Origin of the sequence: Salipiger mangrovisoli, assembly GCF_015223355.1 — a bacterium.
Lineage (GTDB): Bacteria > Pseudomonadota > Alphaproteobacteria > Rhodobacterales > Rhodobacteraceae > Salipiger > Salipiger mangrovisoli.
Genome location: NZ_JADFFK010000006.1, coordinates 76029 through 96660, shown reverse-complemented (window position 1 = coordinate 96660; position 20632 = coordinate 76029). Strand labels below are relative to the sequence as shown.

13 protein-coding genes are annotated in these 20632 nt (G+C 64.6%); 8 read left to right on the top strand and 5 right to left on the bottom strand.

Annotated features, from left to right (window positions below; translation table 11 throughout):
* Positions 1–36: 36 nt before the first annotated feature.
* Together IQ782_RS09520 and IQ782_RS09515 are read left to right on the top strand one after the other, a co-directional pair.
* On the top strand, positions 37–1272 hold the full coding sequence (locus IQ782_RS09520; RefSeq protein ID WP_194134398.1) for an MFS transporter: 1236 nt from the start codon (positions 37–39) through the stop codon (positions 1270–1272).
* Positions 1273–1805: 533 nt separating this feature from the next.
* Positions 1806–2723, top strand: a complete 918-nt coding sequence (locus IQ782_RS09515) for a calcium-binding protein (protein WP_194134397.1) — start codon at positions 1806–1808, stop codon at positions 2721–2723.
* Between the two features lie 400 nt (positions 2724–3123).
* On the opposite strand, the gene IQ782_RS09510 is transcribed toward IQ782_RS09515, so the two are convergent.
* Positions 3124–4218 (bottom strand): transglutaminase-like domain-containing protein, encoded by a 1095-nt coding sequence (locus IQ782_RS09510; protein WP_194134396.1) that lies wholly within the window; start codon positions 4216–4218, stop codon positions 3124–3126.
* Positions 4219–4413: 195 nt separating this feature from the next.
* On the opposite strand from IQ782_RS09510, the gene IQ782_RS09505 reads away from it, so the two are divergent.
* From IQ782_RS09505 to IQ782_RS09485, 5 genes are all read left to right on the top strand, one after another.
* Entirely contained in the window at positions 4414–6921 is a 2508-nt protein-coding gene (locus IQ782_RS09505; RefSeq protein WP_194134395.1) for a cation:proton antiporter, read from the top strand.
* A 201-nt stretch (positions 6922–7122) separates the two neighbouring features.
* A complete protein-coding gene (locus IQ782_RS09500) occupies positions 7123–8478 on the top strand; it encodes a lipopolysaccharide biosynthesis protein (RefSeq protein ID WP_194134394.1) in 1356 nt (451 codons plus the stop codon).
* 17 nt (positions 8479–8495) lie between these two features.
* The gene (locus IQ782_RS09495) at positions 8496–9473 is read left to right on the top strand and encodes a sulfotransferase family protein (RefSeq protein WP_194134393.1); all 978 of its coding nucleotides are present in this window, start codon (positions 8496–8498) and stop codon (positions 9471–9473) included.
* Positions 9473–10366 (top strand): glycosyltransferase family 2 protein, encoded by an 894-nt coding sequence (locus tag IQ782_RS09490; RefSeq protein ID WP_194134392.1) that lies wholly within the window; start codon positions 9473–9475, stop codon positions 10364–10366. The genes IQ782_RS09495 and IQ782_RS09490 overlap by 1 nt, the downstream gene beginning before the upstream one ends.
* A gap of 194 nt (positions 10367–10560) precedes the next feature.
* A complete protein-coding gene (locus IQ782_RS09485; protein WP_194134391.1) occupies positions 10561–11247 on the top strand; it encodes a sulfotransferase family 2 domain-containing protein in 687 nt (228 codons plus the stop codon).
* A gap of 60 nt (positions 11248–11307) precedes the next feature.
* On the opposite strand, the gene IQ782_RS09480 is transcribed toward IQ782_RS09485, so the two are convergent.
* The 3 genes from IQ782_RS09480 to IQ782_RS09470 all read right to left on the bottom strand — a co-directional run bounded on the left by IQ782_RS09480 (position 11308) and on the right by IQ782_RS09470 (position 16816).
* Entirely contained in the window at positions 11308–14214 is a 2907-nt protein-coding gene (locus tag IQ782_RS09480) for a family 16 glycosylhydrolase (RefSeq protein WP_194134390.1), read from the bottom strand.
* A 252-nt stretch (positions 14215–14466) separates the two neighbouring features.
* On the bottom strand, positions 14467–15756 hold the full coding sequence (locus tag IQ782_RS09475; protein WP_194134389.1) for an O-antigen ligase family protein: 1290 nt from the start codon (positions 15754–15756) through the stop codon (positions 14467–14469).
* Between the two features lies 1 nt (position 15757).
* A complete protein-coding gene (locus IQ782_RS09470; protein ID WP_194134388.1) occupies positions 15758–16816 on the bottom strand; it encodes an acyltransferase family protein in 1059 nt (352 codons plus the stop codon).
* 315 nt (positions 16817–17131) lie between these two features.
* Here IQ782_RS09470 and IQ782_RS09465 point away from each other — a divergent pair, with 315 nt between their 5' ends.
* Positions 17132–19123, top strand: coding sequence for a glycoside hydrolase family 16 protein (locus tag IQ782_RS09465; protein WP_240989203.1), 1992 nt, complete (start codon positions 17132–17134; stop codon positions 19121–19123).
* Positions 19124–19128: 5 nt separating this feature from the next.
* Here the strand turns inward: IQ782_RS09465 and IQ782_RS09460 are convergent, their stop codons facing one another.
* On the bottom strand, positions 19129–20370 hold the full coding sequence (locus tag IQ782_RS09460; RefSeq protein ID WP_194134387.1) for a replication initiation protein: 1242 nt from the start codon (positions 20368–20370) through the stop codon (positions 19129–19131).
* Between the last annotated feature and the right edge of the window lie 262 nt (positions 20371–20632).

Genomic DNA, 20632 nt, shown 5'->3' with positions numbered 1-20632 from the left:
TCCGCGAAACCGGCTCACAACGACAAGGGTCCACGCATGACCGCCAACCTCTCCCCCGCCCTCCCCGCAACCGGCCGCTGGGCCATGCTCGTGGTGATCTGCCTCGGTGTCGTGGGAGTGCTCGCCACCTGGTTCTCGGCCACCGCCATCGTGCCCGAGCTGATTTCCGAGTGGCAGCTCAGCCCGGCACAGGCCGCCTGGCTGACCAACGGGGTACAGCTCGGCTTCGTGGTGGGGGCGGTCGGAGCCTCGCTGATCAACCTTCCCGACCTGATCCCGATGCAGCGGCTGATGACCGTGGCCGCGGTGCTTGCAGCGCTGGCCAATCTGGCCTTGCTTGTCTCAAGTCCCGGCGGAGCCATCGCCGCGCGCTTCGTGACCGGGGTCGCGCTGGCCGGCGTCTATCCACCCGCGCTCAAGCTCATGGCAACCTGGTTCGTCAAGGGACGCGGGCTGGCGCTTGGCTTCCTGATCGGTGCCCTGACCCTTGGCTCGTCGATGCCGCACCTGATCCGGGCACTGGCCGAGGGGGTGAACTGGCACCTGGTGGTCTGGGGCACGTCGGCCTCGGCACTCGCCGCGGCGCTGCTCTTTGCGCTGGCGCTGCGCGAGGGTCCACATGGCTTCGGCCGCGCCACATTCGATCCGCGCAAGTCGCTTGCGGTGTTCAGCAACCGGCCACTGCTTTTGGCCAACCTCGGCTACTTCGGTCACATGTGGGAGCTTTACGCCATGTGGGCCTGGTTCCTCGCCTTCGCCACCGCCGCGCAAGAAGGCGGGCTCTCGCCCTTCCCGTTCGGCACGGCCTCGATGCTCAGCTTCGCGGTGGTTGCCAGCGGCGTGGCCGGCTGCCTGCTGGGGGGCTGGCTGTCGGACCGCATCGGGCGCTGCCTGACCTGCGCCGGAATGATGCTCGTCTCGGGGGGCTGCGCTGCGCTGATCGGCTTCGCTTTCGACGGCCCGCCGATGCTGCTGGCGGTTCTGGCGCTGGTCTGGGGCATCAGCGTGATCGGCGACAGCGCGCAATTCTCGGCTGCCGTCACCGAGATCGCCGACGCTCATTTCGTTGGCACCGCCCTGGCGCTGCAACTCGGGCTCGGCTTTGCCCTCACGGTTGTGGCGATCTGGGTATTGCCGCTTTTCGCCGCCTGGCTCGGCGGCTGGCGATGGGCATTCCTGCTGCTTTTGCCCGGCCCGCTTCTCGGCGCAGCGGCGATGTTTGCGCTGCGCCGGCATCCCGCGGCCGGCAAGCTTGCAAACGGGGCCCGCTAAAGCCGCCGGTCCGCACGGCAGAGGTTATCGAACACCCTGCCCGCTTTGACCGAAAAATAATCACGGCATCAGCGCTATTCCGGCGTCCACTTGGTCCTGAAATCGATTTGAGTGATAACAGTTTGGCGAATCGTTTCCTGATCGCTATCAACGTTTTATGCGAAATTGATTCGTACACATATGTCTTTATCAGAAATTGCAGATGTAGATTTTAGCCATCCGTCTGCGCATGAGCGCCGGAGCTTTCCCACCAACCCAAGCCTGCCGCCCAAGGCGGAAACCGACAGCCAAGGCGCGAGCATCCAACCATAATCTTCCGCCCGGCGGGTCGCTTTCGAGCGCCGCCGCAAGGAAGGTGCACGCATGGTTTTCGAAACACGCGATCAATCGGACGGGTGCCGCAAATACGGCCCGGAATAGCGTGCTTTCGCGCTTGCCGCGCACACCTATTAGTTGTTTTCGAGTATTTTTATTCAACCATCAATTACCACAGACGCCGAAATACTGAAATTAGCCAAATTCAGAGGAACCCAATGTTCTACAAGTTCTTTAGCCAGCTCAAATCCTATTCCTACGACGATGCCTCGCGCGACTGCGACGACGATACCGACGCGTCGCCGACGCCCGGCGACGACTGCGGTTGCGATGACAAATCCATCCAGAAGTACATCTTCGGCACGCTCTGCGACGACACGCTGACCGGAAGCGTCCGCAACGACCTCATCATCGCCCTGTCCGGAGACGACAGCGTCGACGGCGGCGACGGTTGCGACAAGATCTACGGCGGCTCGGGCAACGACACGCTGCTCGGCGGAAATGGAGAGGACACGATCTACGGCGGCAGCGGCGACGACGTGATCCAGGGCGGTGAATGCGACGACAGCCTGATGGGCGGCGACGGCAACGATACGATCAATGGCAACGCCGGCCAGGATTACATGGATGGCGGGGACGGCAACGACGTACTCACCGGCGGCGTCGATGACGACGAAATCTACGGCGGCTCCGGCGACGACACCATCAAGGGCGGCGGCGGCGGCTTCGACCTGATCGACGGCGGCGACGGCAACGACTCGATCATGGGAGGGGACGACTCCGACACGATCTACGGCGGGGCAGGCAACGACAGCATCAACGGCGGCAGCGGTGATGACCTGATCTTCGGCGATGCCGGCGATGACACGCTGATCGGCGGCCTGGGCACGGACACGCTCACCGGCGGCGAAGGGGCGGATGTGTTCCGTTACACCGGGCAGACCGGCATTGGCACCGACGTGATCACCGACTTCGACGTCACCGAGGATAGGTTCCTCTTCAATGGCCTCGACGGCGCGAGCTTTGCCGCAAGCGCCGATGCGGAAGGGCTGCTGCTCACCTATGCGCCGACGAGCGAGACCATCCTGCTCGCCGGCCTCGGGCTGGCCGACTACGACCTTCTGGTCGGTCTCTGACCCGCAGAGCACGAGCCCTGCCCGACCGGGCTCGTGCGCCAGGGACACTGGCGCGGCGACACTGCGCAAAAAACAGGCAGGTATCGTGCATCCCCTGCGTCATGCAGCCAGCACATTGGGGCTATCCGTTCTTGTGCATTGTTCACGGCAGTACAGAATGGCATCTTGATCCCGTCGACGCGGTATCGCGTCTGCGAGTTTCTTGAGGCTCTTCTCCTCCTCCCTAGAGCCTCGAGATTTGGCGGCAGCTCATCTCCTCCTCCCTCGAGCTGCCGCCTCCCCCCCCCTCTCTTCGGAAATCCATGCCGACCGCGTCGCGCCTGTTCCGGTTTTGAGGTGTGCCATGCATGACAAAGGGCCAGCCCGAAGGCCGGCCCCTCTTGCCGTCGTTGCGAAGGACTCAGCTCAGCTCGGTCGCCGTGATCGCATAGGCGAAGCTCTGCGGGTCGAGTTCATCCTGCTCGACGCCGTCAATCTCGGCCTGCGGGTACATCAGGAAGCCGATCTCGTCGCGGCTCGAACCCGGCAGCGCAACATCGTGCGCGAAGTTGAGGCCGACCCAGTTGCCTTCCCATGCGCCGAAAAGCGCGGCCCGCACTGCGCGCACCTTGGGATCGTCGAGGCTGAGGTTCTTCGGCGGCTCTTCGAGGATCACCTTGCGCACGTCCGCCGGATCGACAGCGACCCAGCCATGCGTATCGAGGAACACCTCGGCGCGGCAGTGCTGCGCCTTGGTTACATCCGACGAGCCAGCGCCCAGGCTCTTGTAGCCGAAGTTCGAAGGCGCCACGCGCAGGCCGTAGACATCGCGCGCCGGCAGGCCGGCGGCCCGCGCCAGCCCGACGTAGAGCGCATTGAGGTCCGCGCATTTGCCGGTGAGGTCGCCCATCTCGAGCATGGAAGCCACGTCGCCGATGCCGCAGCCGCGGGTCTCGGGGTTGCGCTCGGAGCTTTCGACCACCCATTCATAGAGCGCCCGTGCCTTGGCCAGATCGCCGTCGATGTCGCCGACGATCGAGTTGGAGGTCGCCTTGACGATGCCGTCGGTCGGGATCAGCCGGGTCGGCGCGGTGTAGAAGGCTCGGTCCTCGTCCGAGAGCGAGGCTGCCGCACCCGGTGCCGAAAGATCGGTCGCACGGTCGCGGGTCGAGACCACCGCCGCGACCTCCAGCTCGGCAGAGGACTGGCCCGTGGACCAGACCGCGTGGATGAACTGCGCGCCGCTCTTCTCGTCGGTCTTCAGCTCGGCGCTGTCGGCGTTGCCGCTCCATGTCGGGGCCTCGGCCTTCATCCAGCCGTCCTCGTTGACCGAAGGGACCGGCAGCCAGGCCTGAACCGGCTTGCCGTCCGCCGCGATGTCGACCCGCGTGGTCACTTCGAAGCGGCGCCAGTCGGCGGGTGTCGGCGCAAAAGCGGCGCGCGCGCCGCGCGGCAGCAGCGGCAGCACCGAGAAGGCGGCGCCGGCCATGATCATGTTCCGTCGATCCAGTCGCATGGAAATCTCCTTCGTCAGCAGCTGCGGGACACGTATCGGCCCTCGCGCGCCGGGTTATCGCTCACCCCCGATTTTCTCAAGACAAAACCACCGCGACGCGGCTTGCTGCGCGGGACAGGCAAAAAGCGCCTCGGTTCACAAGATTATTTGCCCCATCCCGTTCTCTCGGTAACAAATGCGGGCTATCTGGAACCCATGGATGTTATTCTCGTCACCGCGATCATCGCGTCGCTTTTTCTGGTCATCGCCGCGGCAGAGCCGCTGGCGGCTCGTCTGCGCCTGCCCTACAGCGCGATTCTCGCGCTTCTGGGCATCCTGATCGGCGGCGCCGCGCTTTTCTTCCTGCGCACGGACCTGACCGATGCGCTGAACCCGGTCGCCGCAGCGGTGATCAACCTGCCGATCCGCTCCAACGTCTTCCTCTACGTGTTCCTGCCGACGCTGCTGTTCCAGGCCACGCTGGGGATGAACCTGAGGCGGATGCTGGACGACTGGGTGCCGATCCTCGTGCTGGCCGTGGTGGCGGTGGTCGCGGCCACGCTGTTCGTCGGCCTGGCGCTGTCCTGGACAAGCTCGCTGCCGATCATGGCCTGCTTCCTCGTCGGGGCGATTGTCTCCACAACAGACCCCTCGGCGGTGGTCGGCATCTTCCGGTCGATCGCCGCGCCGCGCCGCCTTGTCCGGATCATCGAGGGCGAGAGCCTGCTGAACGACGCCGCCGCCATCGCGCTCTTCGGTCTGTTCATGGGCTACGTGATGGAGGGCGTACCCGATCCGACGCTCGGAGGCGCGCTGACGCAATTCCCCATGCTCCTGGGTGGCGGGGCGCTCGCCGGCTGGCTGGTGGCGCAGGGCGCCATCGGGGCCATGGCGATGCTCGAGCGCTACGAACGCGCGCAGCTCTCGGTCTCCATCGCGCTGCCCTATCTTGCCTACATCGGCTCCGAACAGATTTTCGGCGCCTCGGGGGTGATCGCCGTGGTGGTCTCCGGACTCACGCTGAACCTCGTCGGACCCGGCAAGATCCCTCCAACTGCCTGGGCCAACCTGCGCGACGTGTGGGACATTCTCGCGCATTGGGCCGGGGCGCTGATCTTCATTCTCGCCGCGCTGCTGATCCCGCGCCTGCTTGATGACGTCCATTTCGGAGACTTCGTCCTGATCCTCGTGGTGGTTGCCGCCGCCATGGCCGCGCGCGGCGCCATCCTGTCGGGGCTGCTGCCGATCCTGCGCCTGCTGCGCCTGTCGCCTCCGATCGAACGACCCTATCGGGTCGCCATCCTCTGGGGAGGGCTGCGCGGCGCGCTGACCCTGGCGCTGGCCCTTGCGGTCACCGAAAGCTTCCGTGTGCCGATCGAGGTCAAGCGCGTGATCGGTATCCTGGCCACCGGCTTCACCCTCTGGACGCTGCTCGTGCAGGGCACGACGCTGACCTGGGTGATCAAGAAACTGGGTCTGGACCGGCTCGGACCGCTCGACCAGGCACTCAGCACGCAGGTCGTCGCCGTGGCGCTTCAAACCGTGCGTGAACAGGTGGCCAACGCGACCGAGACCCACGGGCTCGACCGCGAGATCGTCCGCTCCGAGGCCAAGCGCTTCGGCAAGCGGCTCGACACGGTGGTCAGGGCCGCAGAAGAGAGCGACGAGATCCTCGACCGCGATCGCATCACGCTGGGGCTGATTGCGCTCGCCGGGGCCGAGCGCGACGCCACCACCGCGCGTATCCGTGAACGCACGCTGTCGCTGCGGCTGGCGCAGCGCGCGCTTTCCGATTGCGACCGGCTGATCGAAGGCGCGCGGAGCGATGGCCGGACCGGCTACCAGCGCGCGGCCCGCGCCTCCATGGACTACGGCAAGCAATTCCGCGCCGCGCTCTTCCTGCACAACCGGCTGCGCATATCCGGGCCGCTGGGGCGGCTCACCGCCGACCGCTTCGACCTGCTGCTCTCGCAGCGGCAGATCCTGCGCGACCTCGAAGGCTTCATCGACGGGCGTATCCGACGCATCCACGGCCGCCGCGTCGCCGACCTGCTGCGCGAGCTGCTGACCCGACGCCTGGACATGGTCGAACGCGCGATTGAAGGCCTGCGCCTGCAGTATCCGGGCTACGCGGAAGAGCTGGAGCGCCGCTTCATCCGCCGCACCGCGCTGCGCCTGGAAGAGGGCGAATATGAAACCATGCATGACGATGGGCTGATCGGCGCAGAGGTCTACACCGCGCTGAAGCAGGACCTGGCCCGCCGCCGCTCCGAGGCCGAGGGCCGTCCGCCGCTGGACCTGTCGGTTCAACGCACCGAACTCGTGCGCCAGTTTCCGCTCTTCACCGACCTCGACGAGAAGGAACTGCGCCGGCTGTCCCGCGCGCTGCGCACCCGCTACGCCGCTCCGGGCGACGTGATCATCCGGCGTGACAGCACCGCCCGATCGGTGTGGTTCATCGCTTCGGGCGCGGTCGAGCAGCAGGCCGGCAACCACACCTGGCGGCTGGGGCGCGGCGAGATGTGCGGCCAGCTTGCGCTGCTGATGCCCAAGCGGCGGCGGCGCTCGGAAGTGCGGGCGATCACGCCCTCGACCCTGCTGCAACTCGACGAAATCCGCTTCAAGCGCCTGTTGTCGCGCTCCGAACGCCTGCGCGAGGCGGTGCGCGACAGCGCGGCGCGGCGTGGGCTCGATGTCTCGTCGATCCTCGAGGACCAGGGCTGAAGGCTCGCCTTGCCGCATCGCAGCGCATGTGCGGAATTTCGCGCCGTGTGCCCCGGCCTTCGGCGGCGAAAGGCCCGGCTCGGCGGACGTTTGCCAAAACGTCGCTTTTATGCTGCAGCGCAATATGTCATGCCAAGCGCATAGACGTTAGGTTACTTGGTATAGATTTGCGCTGAACCGCTCACAAGGACGGCGAATAAATTGAATACAATTCAAAAGAAGATTGTCGGCTCCGAGATTCTGCAGGCGCTCGCCTCGTTTTCGGTTGTCATGCTGGCGCGCGTCGGGGGCAATCTTGCTACTCTCGCTTACACGTTGATCTTCGTCCGGCTGCTGACCCCCGCGGAGTTCGGCGCGGTCTCTTCTCTGTGGTCGCTTGCGCAGCTTCTGGTGCCGCTCGCGACGCTGAACCTTGCCCCGGTGGCGATCCGCGCCGTGGTGCGTGCCCGGCAGAACGGCACCGATGATCTGGCCGCCGGCTTCATCGCCTTTTCGCGCCAGGCCATCGCGATCGCGGCCCCCTGCACCATGGCGCTCTACCTCGCCATAGTCTGGATCAAGTTCCCCGAGTACCTGCACACCAGCCTGGCCGGGGTGCTGCTGGTCACGCTGATGATCGCCGGCATGGCGCGGGTGCAGACCGGCGCCGCGATCGGTGTCGCGCTGGACAAGGCCGCGGCCTCGCAGGTGCCGCGCGAATTGGTGCGCCCGCTGATGCTGCTGGCCATGCTGCTTGTCGTCGCGGCGCTGGGTCTGAAGCTGACGGTCTCTTCCGCGCTGGTGCTCTATGCCATCACGGTGATCGCGAACATGGCGCTGCAGCACTACCTGCTGCGCGATGCCCTGGCCTTCACCAAAGCGCAGGCGCCCCGGATCGAGAACCCCAAGGCATGGCTAACGACCGGCCTCTATCTGCTGCCGTCGCGGATGATCAACGACAACGCCAAGATCCTGATGATCGTGGTCGCGTCCACCGTGCTCTCGCTTGAACAGGTCGCGCTGATCACCGTCGCCCTGAGCCTGTCCGGCCTCCTGGGCTTCGCCATCTCCGCGGTCGAGATCTCGTTCTCGGCCAAACTCTCGCGTGCCCTGCATGCGCGGCAGGAGCAGCGCACGACAAAGCTGCTTGCGGTCGGGGGCGCGACCAAGCTCGTGCTCTGCGCGATCATGGTGCTGGCGGTGCTCTTCGCGCTGAAACCGTTGCTTGCAGCTTTTGGCAAGCACTACACCTCGGCCGACGGGATCACCCTGACGCTCATGGCGATCCCGCTGATCAAGGCCCTGTTCGGCAAGGCCGACCTGGTGCTGCTGGTGCATGACATGCGCAAGCCGATCTTCTGGGTCCAGCTGATGACGCTTGTGCTGCTGCCGGTAAGCGCGCTTCTGACCCTCGTGCTGCCGATGTTCGACCCCGCCATGGTGACCAGCATTGGCTTCGTCTTCGCCTTTTTCGTCGGCTACGCCGGCCTGTGGTGGGTCAGCCTGAAGCGCACCGGCATCGACACTTCTGCACCCGGCGCGATGATCAAGCTCCTGCGCGCCCGGACATCAACCTGACACGGAATGCCCCTGCAATGACCGACTCTCACGCCCCCATCTTCGTTGTCGGACATCCCCGCTCCGGCACCACGCTCCTGGCTTCGATGCTTGGCCGGCATCCCGATCTGGTGTCCACGCCGGAAAGCCTGTTCATGAACCAGGTCCGCTATCAGCTCATCGACGCCCGAAAACAGGGGCCCGAGGCGTTGGTGGAGGCCGCGATGACCGGGCCGCTGCAATACATGATCTCGGACCGGGCCGGCTTCGTCGCGGAGCTGAAAGCTGCCAGTGCCGGCGCGCCGCTCGACGAGAACACGGTCTTTGCGACGCTGCTCGAACACTATCGGCGCGCACATGGCGCGACACGGGTCGTCGAGAAGACGCCGCTGCATCTGCGGCACCTCGACGAGCTGGTCGACTGGTTCCCCGACTGCCGGATCATCTGGATCATCCGCGACGGGCGCGCCTGCGTGCGCTCGCTGCAAAAGGTGGACTGGGCGACCGGCGATGCCGCGACTCTCGCCCGGCAATGGGTGCGCAACATCTCCTTCGGCAACACCTTCGCTGCGCAGGCGGGGGCACGGCTGACGACGGTGCGCTACGAGGCGCTGCTCGCCGACCCGGCGACCGAGCTGGCGCGGCTCTGTGCGCATATCGGGGTCGAGCCGGTGGCCGAGATGCTCGACACCGGCGGCGGCACCACGGTGATCAAGCCACAGGAAATGAGCTGGAAGGGCAAGGTCAACACGCCGGTCGACGCATCGCGCGCCGATGCCTGGCGCCGCGAACTGACGCCCGAGGATCTGGCGAAGGTCTCGCCGATCATGAACGACACGCTGCGCGCCCTTGGCTACCCCACCGATCCGGTCGCCAGCACGCTCGAAACCTGGCGCGGACGGCTCTACACGCTCAAGCCCGCCGTCCGCCTGCAACGAATGATTTTCGATCGCCGGGCGCGCATGTTCGGCCCGCAGATCGGGCGCAATGCCGCCAAGAAGGGAAAGACCGCCTGATGCTTTCGGTTGCCATCTTCGCCTACAACGAGGAGGCGGCGATCATACGCAGCCTCGAAGCCGTGGTCGCCGCGGGTCTCGCGCCCGAGGACCGGGTCACCGTGCTGGTCAACGGCACCCGCGACCGCACGCTCGAACGCGTCGCCGAATTCGGCGCGCGTGATCCGCGCTTCTCCGGCGTCGACATCGCCTTCGGCGACAAGGCAAACGCCTGGGACGTCTACGTGCACAGCCTCGCCCCCGCCGAGGCCGCGGCACATGTCTTCATCGACGGCGATGTGCGCGTGTCGGAAGGAGCGCTCGACCGGATGCGCGCCGCGATGGACGCTCACCCCGAGGCGCTCGCCTTTTCGGGGCTGCCGCGCGGTGGCCGGCGCTCTGCAGGCTGGGCCGAGCGGGTCCTGAAGAACCACGGGCTTCCCGGGAACTTCTACATGTTGCGCAACGCATTGGTTGCGCGCATGAAAGACGGGTTCTGGCTGCCCGTGGGGCTGATCGGCGACGACACCTTCCTGCGCAACATGATCCTGCGCGATCTCGACCCCGAGGCCGAGCCCGAGTTCACGCGCATCTGCCCCGTGCCCGAGGCGTATTTCGACTACGAGTCCTTCCCGGTCGATTCCCTTGCCGGGCTGAAGGCGCTCTGGCGGAGGCACAATCGCTACGCCCTGCGCGAGGCGCAGATGCATGTCCTGATGCGCCATCTGCGCAAGGAGGGACTGCCCGGGCTGCCGAAACGAATCGACGCGATCTACGACCAGTGGAACCTCTGGTCCGACATGCGCACGGCTCGGGTCGGTTTCGGTCCGCGCCGCCTTCTTTTTGCGCATGCGATCCCAACCGCACGGCGCGCGGCTGGCCGCGATCTGGGTGAAGGCGTGTGGTTCAACTAAGACATTGTTTAACGAGTGCCCTGGCGAAGTCGCCAGGGGTATGAGGAGGGTGCGCGAGAGACTTTGGTAACCGGCCATTTCGGCCGTGCGGAACGATTTGCCAGTGTAAAAGCGACGTTTAGACAATCAGCTTTGGCAAAAATTCAGACTTTTCAATAAATTAACATCATGGCGACGTCGCCAGGAGGTTTCACGTGTCGATAAAGAAGCGCGCCATTTTGGCCGTCAAGAATGCTGTGCCTGCGCCAGCCCTCGGTCTGGCCCAATCTGTTTCAACTGAACTTCGCCAGAACCCGCATTACCGCTACCTGCGTCAGCAAAAGCGCCGGGGCGACTATGCCTTCATCCACATCAACAAATGCGGCGGAACCAGCATCGAGAAGGCGCTCTCGATCCCGGTCAAGATCCACGACACCGCCGAGCAGCGGCGCCGCAAGATTGGCCGCCGTGCTTGGGACCGGCTGTTCACCTTCGCGCTGGTGCGGCACCCCTATGATCGCGTCGCCTCTCTCTATCGCTACCGGGTGCGCACCCGGCAGACCGGAATGGGGGACGGCACACTCGACCTCAACACCTGGGTCGAGCAAGTGTGGGGCAAGCACAACGCGCAGCTTCTCGACCAGCCGATCATGTTTGCACCCTGCATGGACTGGATCACCGACCCCGACGGGAAGATCATCGTCGACGAGATCCTGAAGCTGGAAGAGATCAATCAGGGTTGGGCCGGCATCGCGCAGAAGATCGACGGGCCGCTGACACTTCCGCGGGAAAACACCACCGTCAAGACGACCGCGCCAAGAGACCTTCTCAGTGCGTCGAGCAAGGACCTGTTGCGCACCGCCTTTGCCGCAGATTTCGAGAGCCTCGGCTACGACGCGTGACTTTGCCTGACGCGGTCTTCCGCGAGGGCCGCTGCGGCGCACTCCGCAGCGGCCCCCTGTTTATATGAACTGCAATTCCACATCGCTGGCTGTTGCAGCATTGCCGATCAGCGTGAAGATTTCGCCTGTCGCGCTGTCTTCGATGAAGATCTTGTTCTTGAAATCGCTGATCGCGATATCGCGCAGCTCTCCCTCCACCTGAAGGATGAGCCGGTCCTCCGCTCCGAAATCGACGATCGTGTCGCGGTCGATCTCGTGGAGCCTGAAGACAAACAGATCGGCCCCCTCGCCCCCTTCGTATCGGTCCCGGCCCGGCCCGCCGTCGAGCGTGTCATCGCCCTTGCCGCCGTAGAGCTTGTCATCGCCGGCACCGCCCTGAAGCCAGTCGTTCCCCGCCTCACCCTCAAGGATATCGTCACCCGCATCGCCGAACAGCACGTCCTCGCCTGGCCCCCCAAGCAGACGGTCGCTACCGGCACCGCCGCGGAGCGTGTCGTTGCCCGCTTCGCCAAGCAGCCGGTCGTCTCCCGCGCCGCCGTCGAGCAGATCGTCGCCACCACCCGCGAAGAGCGAGTCGTCCCCGTCGCCGCCGTCGAGCGTGTCGGCCGCGCTTTGCCCCCGCAGCGTATCGTTCCCCGCACCGCCGACAAGGATGTCTCCGTCATGGCTGGCGACGAGGCTGTCATCACCCTCTCCGCCATCGAGCAGGTCGATCCCGGCCCCAGCCACCAGCGTGTCGTTTCCGGCCTCGCCATACAGGCTGTCGCTGTCTCCCGATCCACTGTCGAACATGTAATCGTTGCCGTTCCAGCCGTAGAGAATGTCGGTTCCTTCGCCGCCATCCATATTGTCGTCGCCGTCCATGCCGACCAGCGTGTCGTCCCCGCCATTGCCGCGCAGCGTGTCGTCGTGGATGCTTCCGGAGCTGACGTTGTTTTCGTCATCCGCCGACAGGTACAGCCCGGCGGTCAGATCCCAGACAGTCCCGTCGGCAAAAACCGCGCGTTCGACGTAGCTGCCAAGATCACTGCCCCCGAGCCCCTGCACCATCTTCACCGCAAAGTACTCGGGGCCGTCCTCGCCCTGCACGACGATGTGCCAGCGCGCCCAGTCGATGTAGCTGCGGATGTCCTCAGGCAGGAGGTCGGCGAAATAGATCGTGTCAAACCCTTCGTCCGGGGCCTCGATGATCAGGTCGCGGGCGGGCGCGCTGGCCCCGTCGCCGCGCCGAATGATGTAGGTGTCGTCGCCGGTGCCACCCACCTGCGTGTCGTTCCCCACGCCACCGTCGAGCACATCATTACCGTCCCCACCGATGAGATAATCTTGGCCCGCGCTCGCGATGATCGTGTCATCCCCGTCCCAACCGTTGAAGGTCGTGCCATTCTCGTTTCCGGTCAGCAGGTTGTTACCGGCATCGCCGACGAGCGTCGCGGTTTCCCCCTCTGACACAATGAGGTCAGGCGTGTCTTCCGTCGCCGTGTAGATGACGTCGTCGTAGAGCGCCGTCTGGTTCGAAGAGCTGGTGTTGAGCACTCCCGACTCGAGATCGCCAAAGGCGCTCATGTCCTCGTTGCGCGGCAGTTCCTCGATGCCGGGGATTTCGTAGGCGCGGACGTAGTCGATCTGGAACTCGCCCGAGTCAGGCGTCTCTTCGGTCGAGCCCCCCGTCCAGCCACCCACGGCGAGGTTGAGCGTGATCGCCATCTCGTCGTGCATGTTGGTCGGCGTGGGGATCGAGAACATCACGTGGCCGTCGAAGGTAAAGGTGATCTCCTGCGGTGTCCAAAGCATACCGTAGACGTGGAAATCCGCGCTGGCGTCAGGGATCAGAGAATTGCCCGAAGCGGTGACCTTGGTTCCCCAGATCGCGCTGTGAACCGCCGTGCGATAGACGTCGGTCTTTTCCCCCATCATCTCGAGGATGTCGATCTCCGGCGGCCAGCTATGGTCATTGTTGGTGAGCCAGAAGGCCGGCCAAAACCCCTGCCCTTCCGGCACCTTGGCGCGCACTTCGAAATAGCCGTAGGTCTGTTTGAAAGTGTCGTACGTGTCGAGTTTTCCCGAAACCCACTCGGTCGCGACCTGATCGGCGGCAGCCTCGGGGGTGCGCGCGGCGGTGATGGTCAGGATCCCGTCCTTCACCGAAAGCGGGTTCTCGACGAGCATGTTCCCTTCCTCGTCGTAGATCGCCTGATCGATGTAGGTGTGCTCGCGGTTGCCGCGCGAGATGACCGTGGTGACGGGGTGTCCGATCTGCGCCAGGGTGTTCCAGGCGCCGCTCGTGAGCGAACCGGCATCGTCGAAACCGTCCTCGAAAGACAGAACCATCGTGTAGCCTTCCGGCAGCGGCAGTTCCTGAAGGCCGAAATCCTCCGCCGAAATCTCGCCCTTCTGCACGCCTTCCAGGGTGACCGACTGATCCTCGCCGAGCGTGATGACCAGCCCCGCATCCGTATCCTCGGAGGCGGCCAGAATGTCGGAAAAGCTGGCAAACTCGGGCATCCAGATCGTCAGTAGATCGACACCCACCTCGAAGTCCGTGATGACATCGTGCCCGTGCCCGGCCTCGATCGAAAAGGTGTCGGCATCGGCACCGCCGGTGATGGTGTCATCCCCGAGCCCCCCCGAGAAGGACTGCGTGCCCTTTCCCGCGACGATCTTGTTTCCCAGGTCGTTGCCGCGGATCGCGTGCCAGTTGCTCACCGCCTTGAACACCAGGTCTTCGACGTTGTCCGGGATGGTCATCGACCGCCAGGCCCAGATCGTGTCGTGCCCCCCGTCTGCCTCTTCGACGATCTCCGCGTCGGGATCGTAAAGCCGGTACTGGTCGTTCCCATCGCCGCCGACGAGCGTCGTTCCCGAGTGCCTGTTCTGTAGGTAGTCATTGCCCCCAAGGGCGAGGATCGTGTCCCCGTCTGCTTCCGTGCGCAGCCATTCGCGGTCGTCTGTTCCCACGATCGTCATGGTGCTGTCCCTTCAGATGAGTGTAACTTCTCTGAACAGGCGTTGCACTTTTAACGAGTGTTCCCCAAGCAACTCCCACACCCTTAAAACAGAAAACACCTGTTCTGACTTAGGCTTAACCATGGGGTTACTCAACCCAAAGCATAACCACGGGTCAGGGTATAGCTGACCATAGGGTAAGATCAGGTTAACTTTCCCGTGAGGATCTCCGGGAAATTGTTCACGCAGCTTTTGAGGTGAAAAATGCGGCGCTCAGGCGCGGTTATGTGCGCCCTGCGCAGCGCCGGAGGTCCATTCCTCCCGGCCGCTCACGATGAAGATGACCACCAGGATCAGCATGAACTCATGACCGCGGAACAAAGTGGTGCCCAGCAGCGAGGTGAATATGATCCCGACCATCAGCACAAGGCCGCCGGCGGCGGCGGCAGAGCCGCGCAGGGCGTAGAGCCGCAGCAGCTGCTTGGTCGCCGCAAGGAGCAGCGCGATCATCGCCAGCAAGCCGGGCCAGCCCGTGCCGACAAGGATTTCAAAGACGAAGTTGTGGAAGGACCGGCTCGTGGTGGCCCCCGCCTCCTGAGTCATGAACCGCTCGTGCGCAAATTCCCCGGCCTGCCAGAATGCGCCGTATCCGACCCCGAAGAACGGATGCTGCGCCGACACCCCGCGCGCAACCTCCCAAAGCGTCGTCCGCCCGGTCAGCGACGAGGATTTCCCCACCGCGTCGAGCACGGATTGCACCGGATCGATTCCGTAGAGGCCCAGCAGCACCGGCACCAGCGCAAACATGATCAGCCCGAGAACAGCCGAAGGGAACGCCACAAGCGATGGGATCCGGCGCGAACCGATGACAAACAGCATGCCGCCGAGGACCGGCAGCAAGAGCACCGAGGTCATCGATTGCGACAGGACCAGCGCGAAGAGCGTCACGAACATCGTCGGGATCAGCGCCACCTTGAAAAGCGTGCCGGCCTCGCGGCTGCGCATCAGCCAGACGGCCATGATAGCGATCACCGCGAACAGGGCCCGCTGCCCCAACATGTTCTTGTGCGAGTAAAGCCCCGCCAGCCCCCCTGCCCGCGTGTAGACCGGCCAGGGAAATATTCCCGTTGCCCAATGCAGGATTGACAGAAAAACCGAGATCGAGATGACGATGGTGAGCGCCTTGATGATCACGGTCAGCGAATAGCGCCACCCAAGATAGCAGCCGATCATCATCGACATTGTCAGCTGAAGGCTCGCCACCAGCGTGCTGCCCTTCGAGAAGGACCAGATCACCGAGGCGATGCAGACCGCCGGGTAGATGAACAGCACCTTGTTGCGCATGAGGACCGGGAAGAAATATGGCCACAGCATGCCAAACCGCAGCAGCGCGATGGCGTAGCACATCATCCAGGTCAGCGATTGGATCTTGCCGAGTTGGATGAACGAGTCCGAGCTGACGAAGAACACCAGGAAGAGCAGCGTCACATCGGCAAAGGCCCAGATGTCCGCCGACTCGCGGCGCGCGCTCAAGGCTGGCCGGTGCGGTTCCACGAGCGCCATGTCAGCGGCTCGCGACCTTGGAAGCTTCATGTCGCGCGCGCAACAGCCCGCTCAGTGTCCGGTTCAGCGGTGTCTCGACCGTTCGGAACAGCCACAGGCCCGCACTGCACACCACGAACATCGTCACCAGCACGAAGAGCACCGCAGTGAGCCCGGTCTTGGGCAGGACGTCGTTGCGCTGCCAGAGTTCCGCCAGCGGCAGGACCATTAGCATGTGGAAGACGTAGATCGAGTAGCTGGCATCCCCCAACCGCTCGAGCAGCGGCATTTTGGGCAGCGCATCGCCAAGCCCCGCAAAGCCCGAGACGATCAGCACCGACGCGCTCCCATAGATCACGGTGCGGTGCAGGTGATCCCGCACGTCCACGTCGAGCCCGAAAAGGCACAGGATCGCGACCCCCGCGGCCAGCACGCAGACATTCCGAGCCATCCCGCCGGGAGCCCGGCTCCACAGCGCAGCGACCAGGCAGCCACCGACGAACTCCAGAAGCAGCGGGCTGGTGTAGGTCTTGGCCCAGGCCGCCTGCGGCTGAAGCGCAAAGCCGAGCAGCACCAGGCAGCCCATCGCAAGCGGCAGCGCCCCAAGCCGAAGCCGATCGGGGATCAGCAGCGTCGCCGCGAACATCGCGTAAAAGAACATCTCGAAGGTCAGGGTCCAGCCCGGCACCAGAACCGGCCAGACCTCATCGGGGAATGTCGGGCTGTAATGCGGCACAAACGCCAGTGATCGCAGCAGATGCGGCAAGGTGACGGTGATCCACGAGTAGCCGACAAGGGTGACGAAGGCGACCCAGGCCAGCGTCGCGATCCAGTAGGTGGGCGCGACGCGCACCGCACGCCGCAGCAGGAAATCGACCGGGTCAGATTCCGACCTGCGACTGATGCTCCACATGATGAAACCGCTGATCACGAAGAACAGGTCCACCCCGGCGTTGCCAAGGGGCAGCGCGTCGTGCACCGGGCCCGGCAGGCTTTCGCCAGCGCGCTTGCCGGTGTGCAGTGCCACGACGGAGAGCGCAGCAATCGCGCGGAGGTACTGGATCGAGTGAATGCGTTTCATCTTCAACAGGCAGCCTTGAAATCGTCTACGCACCAAGCTCGGTGCAATGGCCCGTGCGGGCAAGGTTGGTTCTAGCGTGGAATCCGGTCTTCGCCAAAAACGAACGGCCGCACCACTCCCAAAACTTGTGTGCGCGAGGAAAAACTCATCAATATGACACCAAGGAGCAATTTTTCTCCTATCGCGCCCCCGGAGCGCTCAACACTGCGCGAGGAGCCCGGCACCGCCGGGGTGACAATCGGGACGCGGATGCTACCGTTCGCGCGACCGCGGGGGCTTGCGCCGCCGCTCTCACTTCTCGGGAAAGTTGAACCTATGCGATACGCCTCCCTGTTGCTCGCGCTGGCCATACTGCCGCAGGGCGCTCTGGCCGGACCAGACCTGACGGGCACGATACCGATCATCGATGACAGCTTTTCCGACGGCTTCAACCGGTACGACGGCAAGAGCGGGCTCTGGTCCACCGACGGGCGCAACGGCGGCATCATGACCAACGCCGCCGAGGCGGTGTTCCTCGACACGGGCATCCTCGCGCCCGAGGCCGACGCCCTGCTGCCGCCGCTGCGCGTGCTCACCGACGACGGCCTTTCGCTGCGCAGCGCCCGCCTGCCCGACGCCCTGCTGCCCATGGTGCGCGAGTACATGCAGGCAAACGGCCAGGGCAATCGGGCCGACAAGGTCAAATATGGCACCGCGCGCATCACCACCGCGCAAACCTGGTCGCAGACCTATGGCTATTTCGAGATCGAAGCCCGGATGCCACGGGGCAAGGGCCGCTGGCCTGCCTTCTGGATGACGTTTGCCGGGAACGGCTGGCCGCCCGAGATCGACGTCTTCGAGGCCTATGGCGCGGGACTCGACAGCCCGACGCCCAAGGATGGCACCTTCAATACCGCGGTCTTCTTCGATGCGCTCGACGCGGACGGCAATCCGACCCAATCGGTGGATGTCGAGAACCCCTTTGCCGCCGATCCCGCACCGCGGCTCAAGAAGCAGGGCAAGCGCGACATCTTCAAATTCACGCAGCTCAACAACCAGACAGACCTCGACGCCAATATCTATGACGAGTTCAACGTCTACGCCGCGCTCTGGACCCCCGAAGAAATCACCTTCTACTTCGGCAAGACACGGGAAACATTGAAGGAAATCTTCAAGACGCCGACGCCAGACGATCTCAAGCTGCCGATGGTGATCATTGCCAACGACCAATTCACCGCGCGCGGCGGTTTCTGGTCACCGCGGCCCGAAGCGATCGACCGCGTGCTTGATCCCGAGAATGACTTCCGCATCCGCCGGATCACCGTTCGGGCGCTGGAGCCAGAGACGATCCTGTCCATGGCCGATGGCGACTCGCCCTACTCCGATGCGGACAGTGTCATCCTCGACACGCCCGGCGACGATGTCATTGCGCCCGGGGGCGGATTCGACATCATTCGCCTGTCAGGCGGCTCAAACGAAATACGGCTTTCGCGGGGGCGCGCGCAGAAGATCATCGAGGGCTTCGACGCGGACGACGTGATCGAGCTCGAGGGCTACCCCTTCACCGACAGCGAGGACGCGCTGACCCGCCTGACGCAGGTCGGGCCGGACGTCTGGCTGCCCAGCGGCTCCGATCCCTCGTGGCCGCACACCGTGATCCTGCGCGATCTGCAAGTCGAGGATGTCCGTCCGGAGCAATTGCGCGTGCGCTGGTCTGAAGCGTTGCACAGTTGGCACGGGGAAGCTGGCGACAGCAAGCGCCCGCAAATCGACGCCGATGGCGACGGGCTGCTCGAAAGTCCGTTTCAGGGGGCATGGTTCAACGACAAGGGCAAACCGGTGCGCATGATCGGAACCGAAGCCCCCGACCGGTTCATGATCGGCAACCCTGGGAGCACCATCGAGGTTGCAGCGGGTCGCGGGCTTGACCAAGTCGAGACCTGGATCCCCTACAGCCTGCCGCGTGACATCACCTACGCAATCGCGCGCAGGCCCGGTCTGGAACTGCGTGCCAGCGCCAGCGATACCCGGCTCGAGACCCGTGCCGATCGGGTGACGCTGTCCGGCGGCACCGGCGACGATCTCTACGTGATCGCACCCGAGGCGGCGCGAACCCGGCTTCGGCTCGGCGGCGGCAACGATCGCATCCGCGGCTTGAAATCTGGTGATGTGATCGAGGTGCTGCCCGCCGATCTTGCGTGGCGTTCCAAGTGGCAGCTCACCACGCTGCCGCACGGTCTCGAAGTCCGCTTCGCCGAAGGCCGCTCGCTGCTGATCGAAGGCGGTACCGAAGCCGCGTTCCTCGATGCCCTCGAGGCCGGGAACTAGGCGCGCTACGCGCTGTCGCCCAGGTCGAAGGCGCCGGGCGACAGCTCTTCCCAGAAGGCCTGGATCGCCTCGGCGTTCAGCGCCGACATCCAGCCATGACGCTCGAAGTCATCCGCCGCCGACCCGCGCAGCCGCGACAGGAAGAGCCGCTTATCCGCGTCGCGCTGGGTCGGCGTCCGCGCCTCGGCCAATTGCCGTATCTTCGCAAGCCGCCGCGCGCGGGCCGCGGTCTCGGGCGAGAGGTTTCGCGACGAAACCTGCGCCGGGGTTTCCGGCTCGGTCGGTCGGTAGTCCTCCTTCAGCGCCTTGGTCAGGTAGCCGACAGGGTTCTTCACCCCGCCCTGCCCCGCCACGTAGTCGAGCTTGGCCCGGACGTAGGGCTCGCCGTGTTCGCCCAACCATTGCCGCGCCAGGCGGTCCGAGACCCCCAGCGCCAGCAGCCTGGAATAAAGCGGCGAGTTGCGGATGCCCTCGCCGTCATCAAGATCGAGGATCGCCAGTTGCGGGTTCTCGGCGATGCGGAAGCGGATGTCGGTCACCGTACGGCCCATCTTGCGCAGCTCGGGCGTGACCACGATGTTCGAGGTCTTGTTCACCTCGGCCACCGCCGGTTTGATGACCTTGGCGTTGAGATGCTTGAAGGTCTCGTAATAGGGACTGTCACCAACCCCCATCAGCCGCCGGAAGATGTCGAGCGACCACCAGCCGGTCGAGCCGGTGCGCACGAAACGATAGCAGTTCTCGTAAAGCGCCAGCGCGTGGCCCGACGTGAAGCGCCGCTGGATGTTCAGGTTGATCAGCGCAAACACCTTGGGATCGTGCAGCTTGTCGGCCAGCGCGGGCGAATAGGCGTATTCGCAGACCCCGCCTTTGAGCTTGGCAAAGCTGAGCAGCGAAGACACGCCCCATTCCTGACGCCCCTCCTCGTCGAGCATGTCCCATTCGGCAACCGTCTCGGCGAGGCCGCGCAGAGACTGTTTCAGGCTGTCCATGTCGTTCGAGTTGTAGCCGATCATCAGGCAGAGCGTGCGCGCGTCGATCCGGTGCGTCTGATGGCTGGTCAGCGTGTCATAGGCGTTGAGCAGCAAGACATTCGACAGCTTGCGCTGCAGCAGCGTGAGCTTGCCTGAGACGTGGATCGCCGCGACATGCTTCTTCACCGCACCACGCCGGAGGCTGCCCGTCAGCGTGTCTCGAGGAATGTCGTCGCTGAGTACGACGGGGTTCGCTGGCCGGTCCTGGTCCATCGGTGGTCTGCCCTTGTCTTCCGGGCCGCCCCGCGGCCCCTGCCCTAGCCGAGGTCTCGACTCGCCCCGGTTGGCGGGCAGTATCCCGTATTAGGTATCCTCCAGCAAGAGACTTACAGGAACCTAATCGGCGATCAATCCGTGTACCGCAAACGGGCACCTATGGGCTTTGCCCTGGCATCGGGGCCCGGCGAAAGGTATCCGTTTGCAGGATCAGGCCTGTGGACATCTTGCAAAGACCGCGCCCGATTCGTTCCCGATA